The sequence below is a fragment of the Mesorhizobium sp. M1A.F.Ca.IN.020.04.1.1 genome (assembly GCF_003997315.1).
In the GTDB taxonomy this organism is placed as follows: domain Bacteria; phylum Pseudomonadota; class Alphaproteobacteria; order Rhizobiales; family Rhizobiaceae; genus Mesorhizobium.
In genome coordinates, this window is the sequence record NZ_RZSN01000002.1 from 87108 (window position 1) to 94199 (window position 7092).

10 protein-coding genes are annotated in these 7092 nt (G+C 63.2%); 6 read left to right on the forward strand and 4 right to left on the reverse strand.

Translation table 11 applies throughout. The annotated features are described in order from the left end of the window. Window positions 1–51: 51 nt before the first annotated feature. On the reverse strand, window positions 52–477 hold the full coding sequence (locus EOA49_RS01485) for a DUF3775 domain-containing protein (RefSeq protein WP_067326696.1): 426 nt from the start codon (window positions 475–477) through the stop codon (window positions 52–54). A gap of 179 nt (window positions 478–656) precedes the next feature. Here EOA49_RS01485 and EOA49_RS01490 point away from each other — a divergent pair, with 179 nt between their 5' ends. The 3 genes from EOA49_RS01490 to greA all read left to right on the forward strand — a co-directional run bounded on the left by EOA49_RS01490 (window position 657) and on the right by greA (window position 1954). Then, window positions 657–1205 (forward strand): tetratricopeptide repeat protein, encoded by a 549-nt coding sequence (locus EOA49_RS01490; RefSeq protein ID WP_067326693.1) that lies wholly within the window; start codon window positions 657–659, stop codon window positions 1203–1205. A 10-nt stretch (window positions 1206–1215) separates the two neighbouring features. Next, window positions 1216–1392 (forward strand): hypothetical protein, encoded by a 177-nt coding sequence (locus EOA49_RS32505; RefSeq protein WP_156751100.1) that lies wholly within the window; start codon window positions 1216–1218, stop codon window positions 1390–1392. Between the two features lie 88 nt (window positions 1393–1480). Then, window positions 1481–1954 carry a transcription elongation factor GreA gene (gene greA / locus EOA49_RS01495; RefSeq protein ID WP_027168132.1) on the forward strand — a complete coding sequence of 158 codons (474 nt, stop codon included), beginning with the start codon at window positions 1481–1483 and terminating at the stop codon, window positions 1952–1954. 3 nt (window positions 1955–1957) lie between these two features. Here the strand turns inward: greA and waaC are convergent, their stop codons facing one another. From waaC to rfaD, 3 genes are read right to left on the reverse strand one after another with little or no spacing between them, the layout of a single operon-like run. After that, window positions 1958–2932, reverse strand: a complete 975-nt coding sequence (waaC, locus tag EOA49_RS01500; protein ID WP_095801639.1) for a lipopolysaccharide heptosyltransferase I — start codon at window positions 2930–2932, stop codon at window positions 1958–1960. Then, window positions 2929–3936: a lipopolysaccharide heptosyltransferase II gene (gene waaF / locus EOA49_RS01505; RefSeq protein ID WP_095823240.1), complete on the reverse strand. Its 1008-nt coding sequence runs from the start codon at window positions 3934–3936 to the stop codon at window positions 2929–2931. The genes waaC and waaF overlap by 4 nt, the downstream gene beginning before the upstream one ends. Further along, on the reverse strand, window positions 3909–4859 hold the full coding sequence (gene rfaD / locus EOA49_RS01510) for an ADP-glyceromanno-heptose 6-epimerase (protein ID WP_095801637.1): 951 nt from the start codon (window positions 4857–4859) through the stop codon (window positions 3909–3911). The genes waaF and rfaD overlap by 28 nt, the downstream gene beginning before the upstream one ends. Before the next feature lie 316 nt (window positions 4860–5175). On the opposite strand from rfaD, the gene EOA49_RS01515 reads away from it, so the two are divergent. The 3 genes from EOA49_RS01515 to EOA49_RS01525 all read left to right on the forward strand — a co-directional run. Then, window positions 5176–5535, forward strand: a complete 360-nt coding sequence (locus EOA49_RS01515) for a thioesterase family protein (protein WP_206518456.1) — start codon at window positions 5176–5178, stop codon at window positions 5533–5535. 47 nt (window positions 5536–5582) lie between these two features. Then, window positions 5583–6215, forward strand: a complete 633-nt coding sequence (locus EOA49_RS01520) for a LysE family translocator (RefSeq protein ID WP_095823238.1) — start codon at window positions 5583–5585, stop codon at window positions 6213–6215. Window positions 6216–6362: 147 nt separating this feature from the next. Further along, window positions 6363–7092 (forward strand): PfkB family carbohydrate kinase (locus EOA49_RS01525; protein ID WP_245460479.1); only part of this gene is annotated, 730 nt, incomplete at its 3' end.

Here is a 7092-nt window from a genome sequence, read left to right on the forward strand (position 1 = left end):
AAGGTTGCCTTGGACGCTGCGGCGCTGCGATCAAAATCGGTTACCGGTTCGTTACGCGCCGATCGCCTCCAGGCCTTCCTCCAGCCAATCGGCGAGCTGCGGCAGTCCGAGCAGGTACTTTGCGGTGCGCTTGTTGGCGCGCTCGCGCGCGGCCGCCACCGCGTCGACCCATTCGGAAGCTTCGTAGTCGCCGCGGCCCACCCAGGCCAACGCTACCAGCTCGGCCGCTTCATCGACGTTGAGGTCGTTGATCAGCTCGCGGAATTCCTCCTCGGTGAGGTCTTCCGATGCCTCCTCGACAAGGCCGTCGTGATGATGATTGTCGTGCCTGTCGCCATCGAACTCGACCTCGTGCTCGGCGCCGTCGTCGTAGTCCTCGTTGACGGCTGCGCTCAGCGCCTTGGCCTTCAGGATGAACAGGCGCACGGTATCCGGGTCGATGGAAAGCTCCCATTCCTTCTCGAGGCGCTGCTGCACTGGCCTTTCTCCTCGTCGTGCGCTCGACTGATGATAGCGGATTTGCGGCCCGCGTCACATCCGTTCGCAGAGGCGATGCGCTGCCTGACCTCCAAATAGTTTGGCTTTTGACAGGTTTTCGGGATGAAACCGCATCGAAGCGGCGTTAATCTGCCGTTGTCACGCTCAAGGAGGCTCCGATGCGCAGACGTTTGCTTGTTCAGGTCTTGGCTGCTGCCGTTAGCCTGCCGCTGTTCGCGGCGCCTGCATTCACCGCCGGCGAGGGCGGCGGTGGCGGTGGCAGCGGCGGCCAGACCACCACCCAATGCAAGAAGGGTCAGGTCTGGGACAAGAAGAAGAAGAAATGCGTTGTGCCGCAGTACGGCATGCTGGATGACGACAGCATCTACGAGGCAGGCCACGATCTGGCGATGGCCGGGCGCTACGACGAGGCGATCTCGGTGCTGACGCTCGCCGCCAACAAGCAGGATCCGCGCATTCTCAACTATCTCGGCTATTCGCATCGCCATTCCGGCCGTGTCACGGTCGGCCTCGGCTATTACGAGGAAGCGCTGCGCATCGACCCCGACTACACGCTGGTGCGCGAATATCTCGGCGAGGCCCATCTGCAAATCGGCGATCTTGCCGGCGCGCAGGAGCAGCTCAAGGAAATCGAGAAGCGGACCGGCAAAGGCTCGCGCGAATACGGCATGTTGTCAGAGCAGATCGAACGTTTCCTGAGGAGCTGATTCTTCTCAGATGCTTTTCGAAGCCGGCTGCGAGCAATCGCAGCCGGTTTTTGCTGGCGGCATTGCGGATTTAGCGCCGGATGGCCTTGCGAAAGCGGTGGTGATTTTACTGAACTTCATTTTTGAGCGTGAAAATCGCGCGGAGATCGCTATATTCAGGGAAATTGTGGTGAAACGGTTCCGTTAGCCCGAGGCTGCCGGACCGTTTTCTTTTTGTACCCAACGACAAGGCTATTCCCGAAAAGCGGGGGTGGTGGCAGGAAAGGTCAGGCATCATGATCAAGGTCCCGATGACAGGCGAGGGGTTCGCGTCATTGAAGGAAGAACTGCGCTGGCGCCAGCAGGAAGAGCGTCCACGCATCATCGAGGCGATCTCCGAAGCGCGCTCGCATGGCGACCTGTCCGAGAATGCCGAGTACCATGCGGCTAAAGAGTCGCAGAGCCATAATGAGGGCCGTATCAACGAGCTCGAGGACCTGATCGCGCGCGCCGAGGTGATCGACGTTTCGAAGCTCAGCGGCGACAAGGTGAAGTTCGGCGCCACGGTCGTGCTGGTCGACGAGGACACCGAGGAAAAGAAAACCTATCAGATCGTCGGCGACCAGGAAGCGGACGTGAAGTCCGGCCGTATCTCGATCTCCTCGCCGATCGCGCGCGCGTTGATCGGCAAGGAAGTCGGCGATGCCATCGAGGTCAACGCTCCGGGCGGCGCACGGGGTTACGAGATCGTCCAGGTGCAATTTATTTGAGGCCTAGACTGGCGTTTCCGATCTAAGCGCCAGCAGCCGCTCCGCTTCAGCCATAACTTCGGCCGGCGTAACTTTGCCGCCGGCGGGCGCCAGCAGTGTCGATGAATAGGGCCCGCGCGGGCCGGTCAGGCCGGGCTCCGTCGCCAGGAATATGGCGACGGTCGGCAGGCCGAAAGCGCTGGCGAGATGGGTGAGGCCGGTGTCGGCGCCGATGACGAGCGTCGACCGGCCGAGGATCGCAGCGACATCCGCTAGCGGCGATTTCGGAACCAGCACCGTTTCCGGCACGGCGCCGGCGATCGCCTCGGCAACACGCTTCTCCGCTTCGTTCGACCAGGTGACGATCGGTGTAAATTGCTGCGACACCAATCGGCGCGCAGTCTCGACCCAGTCTTCGACCGGCCATTTCTTGTCTTCGCGGCTGGTGCCGTGCAGCAGGAAAGCCGTTTTACCTTCGACGCCGGAAAGTCCGCCTGCCGGCGGCACTATGCCGGAGCTGAGCGTCGAGAGGTCCGCCTGATACCCCAGCGCCAGGCCGAACAGGCGTCTGGTGCGCTCGATGGCGTGCAACTCGCGCGGCACGGCGTATTTGCGCTCGTAAAGCAGCGTCGCCGAGGGCTCGCGGGCGCTGGAGCGGTCGAAGCCGGCGATCGGCGCGCCGGATTGCTTGGCGACCACGGCCGATTTCAACAGCCCCTGTGCATCGATAACCAGGTCATAGCGGCGCGAGCGAAGCGCACGTCGCAGGCCGGCCATCTCGCGCCATGTGCCGCCGTCGAACGGCTTCTTGCGCCAGCGCCGGAGCGCCACCTTGTGGATGGTTCCGATCGCCGGATGCAAGGCGACGACGGCGGCAAAGGCCTCTTCCACGCACCAGTCGAAGCTTATGTCCGGGCGATTGCGGAGCGCGTCCTCGACGGCCGGGAAGGTGTGGATGACATCGCCCATCGATGATGTCTTGACGATGAGAACCCTCATGCGGTCGCAGGAATTTCAAGCAACCGGTCGGCGGCGGCGGCGACCCGCGCGACATCGAGCGTCTTAAGGCAGTTGAGATGGCCGAGCGGGCAGACCTTGCTGTGGCAGGGCGAGCAGGAGAGGTGCAGCCAGATCAGTTCCGAACGATCGGTCAGCGGCGGCGTGTTTTCGGGCGAGGTCGAGCCATAGACGGCGACGATTGGCGTGTCGACGGCGGCGGCCACATGCATAAGCCCGCTGTCGTTCGAGACGGCTAGCTTCGCCGCGGCGATCAGGTCGATGGCATCCTCCAGCTTCGTCCTGCCGGCAAGGTCGACGGCGCCCGGCGCAAGCCTCGCGATCTCGCCGGTAACCTCAGCGTCGTTCTTCGAGCCGAGCAAGGCGACGCCCAGGCCTTTTGCCATCATCCCGCGGGCTAGCTCGGCATAGTATTCGCTCGGCCAGCGCTTTGCCGGGCCGAACTCGGCGCCCGGCAACAGGGTGACGAATTCTTTTGCGCTGAGCCCGAACCGCGCCAGCAGATCGGCCTGATTGGTGAGATCGACGGTGAGCTTCGGCGGGCGAAAAGTGCCGCCGCGCGCCAGGCCGAAATAGGCCCGTGCCGTGCGCCGCTTCACCGCATCGGGCAGCGGGACGATGTCGGTCAGCAGGCCGTAGCGCATTTCCCTCAGATGGCCGACGCGGCGCGGAATTCGGGCGAAGAACGGGATCAGCGCCGATTTCCAGCTCCCCGGCAGCACATAGGCCATGTCGTAGCGGCCGCGCAGCAGGCGGCCGAAGCGCCTGCGGCTGCGGAATTCGAGCGTGCCGGGCATCAGTGGAAAGTCGATCTGGGAGCGTATTTCGGGCATGCGCTTGACCAGGGGCGCTGCCCAAGCCGGCGCGAGCACGTCGATCGCGGCATTCGGATGCTTTTCCTTCAGCGCCGCGAACAGGCACTGGGCCATGACCATGTCACCCACCCAGCGTGGGCCGATCACGAGGATCGTTGGGCTTTCAGCCATTGGACATAGTCTCTGACGCCGGTTTCGACGGTGCGGAATTGGCCATTGTAGCCGGCCGTGCGTAAGCGGGACATATCCGCCTCGGTAAAACTCTGGTAGCTGCCCTTCAGGTGTTCGGGGAAGGGAATGAACTCGATCTCACCCTTGCCGAGCGTGTCGATTACCGTCTCGGCGATGGCGCGGAACGGCTGGGCGCGGCCGGTGCCGCAGTTGAAGATGCCGCTTGAGCCCCGCTTCCATAGCCACAGATTGACGTCGGCGACGTCGCCGACATGGATGAAGTCGCGGCTCTGCTCGCCGGGGCCGAACCCGCCATAGGCGCCGAACAGCTTCGGGTTCTGGCCCTGCTCGACCTGGTTGAACAAATGGAAGGCGACCGAGGCCATGGCGCCCTTATGCGCCTCGCGCGGCCCGTAGACGTTGAAATAGCGCAGGCCGGCCACCTGCGAGTGATCGGTGTCGAAGACATTGCGGCGGACATAGTCGTCGAACAGCTTCTTCGAATAGGCGTAGACGTTGAGTGGCCGTTCGAATTCGGGCTCTTCGCGAAACTCGCTGCCGCCGCCATAGACCGAAGCCGAGGAGGCATAGAGGAAGGGCACCCGCAGCGCCAGGCAGGCGTGCAGCAGGCGCTTCGAATAAGCGTAGTTCACGTCCATCATGAACTTGCCGTTCCATTCGGTGGTGGTCGAGCAGGCGCCCTGATGGAAGACGGCGTCGATGCGGCCCAGCCCGCCATCCTCGAGCCGGGCCGGAAGCTCGTCCTTGTCGAGATAGTCAGCAATGCGGAGATCGGCCAGATTGGCGATCTTGTGGCCGTCGGTCAGATCGTCGACGACCAAGATATCGTCATGGCCTTCGGCATTCAGCGCGGCGACGATGTTGGAGCCGATCATGCCGGCGCCGCCCGTGACGATGATCATCCTTGTGAGCCTTGTTTCGTTGCCGATTCCGGCCCTTATAGGGGAGGCGCGAGCAGGTGTCGATAAAAGGTCCCCGGCTGTGGAGCATCGGCTACGACGAATGTAGGGATGGATCGGCAGAACGGCTCGCGAGATAAGCTCTGGCGCGCCGAACGGTACGTCTTCGATCGAAGCAAGCTATGGTGCCATTGAGGGCTGTGGCATGAGCCGTCGGTGTGCGTTCTTGCCGTTGGTATCAGCCATGACATCCGATTTAAAGCCAGGCCTTCACCACGTTCAAACCCTGCGGGTCGACGACTCCCTGACGGTTCCGGCCATGACAACGGCCTTTGCGAGTTTCGCCGACATGCCGCCGGTTTTCGCCACCGCCTTCATGGTGGGCTTCATCGAATGGGCGTGCGTCGAGGCATTGCGTCCGTTCCTGAGCAGCCATGAGAGAACCGTCGGCACCCATGTCGACGTCAGCCATGTCGCCGCGACGCCCGTCGGCATGACCGTCACCGCCGATGTCGAGCTTGTCGCGGTGCAGGGGCGAAAGCTGCGCTTCAAGGTATCGTGCAGCGACGAGAATGGATTGATCGGCGAAGGTTTCCACGAGCGCGCGGTCGTCGACCATGACAAGTTCATGGCGCGTGTTCTTGCCAAATCAGGGCAGACCGGTTCGTCGCCACAGTGAGGCCGCAAAGCTCCCGCTTCAGTCGGCTCCTATCGTGAGGAATCAAGATGCCGTCGACCGAACTGCTTATCGCCTTTTTCGTCACCACGGCTATCTTCGCCTACATTCCCGGACCGGCCATGCTCTATGCCGCCGCGCAGACCATGGCGCGCGGGCGTTGGTCGGGGCTGACGGCGGCGCTCGGCATCCATCTCGGCGGCTATGTCCATGTCCTTGCCGCCGCAACCGGACTGTCGGTGTTGTTCCACGCCGTGCCGCCGCTTTACATGGCGGTCAAACTTGTCGGCGCGCTGTACCTGATCTGGCTCGGTGTTTCGCTGTTCCGCGCCAAGATCCAGGGAAACGGAACGCTTCCTGCCATCGAGCGAAAATCGGCGCGTCGCGCCTTTTTCGAAAGCATCACGGTCGAGGTGCTCAATCCCAAGACAGCAATCTTCTTCATGGCATTCCTGCCGCAGTTCATCGATGCCTCGGCGACCTTGCCGGTTTGGCTGCAGTTCGTGGTGCTGGGAACCGTCGTCAACCTGATGTTCTCGTCGGCCGACATCGTTTGCGTCTTTCTCGCCGGCGCGATGATTGCGCGCCTGCGGCGCTCCGGTCGCGCGCAGCGCCTTATGCAGCGCGCAGGTGGCGCCGTGCTTGTCGGTCTCGGCGTCCATGTCGCCTTGCAGAAGAGCTGATCCGTCCGGCGCCTTGGCCGTGCGCATACGGCCGCCGTTGCGCTGGCCCCGATTGCGGTATATCGGCATCGCGAAGAATGAAGAGCGCCGGTTTTCCGGCGCTGCAACCCCGATCAAGAACCGTCGTTTTCGGCGCGTGCCAGTGAGATGATCAAGCACCATCTGCCTTCCCCGGAGCCCTTGCATCGCACCATCGCCCACTTCGGCGAGGTCACGGTGCTGGTGGTCGGCGATTTCATCCTCGATCGTTTCGTCAACGGCGTCATCGAGCGGATCTCGCCTGAAGCGCCGATCCCGGTGCTGCATGGGCGGGGCGAGGTGGTGGCCCTGGGCGGCGCCGGCAATGTCGTTTCCAACATCGTTTCACTGGGCGGCGCCGCGATCCCGGTGTCCGTCATCGGCGCCGACCAGGCCGGCGACAATCTCATGCGCATGCTCGGCGATCTTGGCGCCGATACGGACGGCCTTGCACAGCGGCAGGACCGCATGACCTCGTCGAAGAGCCGCTTCAGCGCGCTTAACCAGCAGGTGCTGCGTTTCGACGAGGAGGAAATCAAACCGTTGTCCAGTGGCGAGCGGACGACGCTTGTCGAGCATTTCCAGGCTGCCCTTGCGCGTGCCGATATCGTCATCCTGTCCGACTACGGCAAGGGCATCCTGCTCGACGGCGTGGCGGCCGAACTGATCGCGATCTGCCGCGATGCCGGAAAACCGGTGCTGATCGACCCGAAGGGCCGCGACTATGCGCGCTATGCCGGGGCGACGGCGGTCACGCCCAACCGCAAGGAACTCGGCGAGGCGGTCGGACGCCCGGTCTTCGGCGATGACGAGATCGTCGCTGCGGCACGCGACCTGATTGCCGCGCATGACTTCGAGT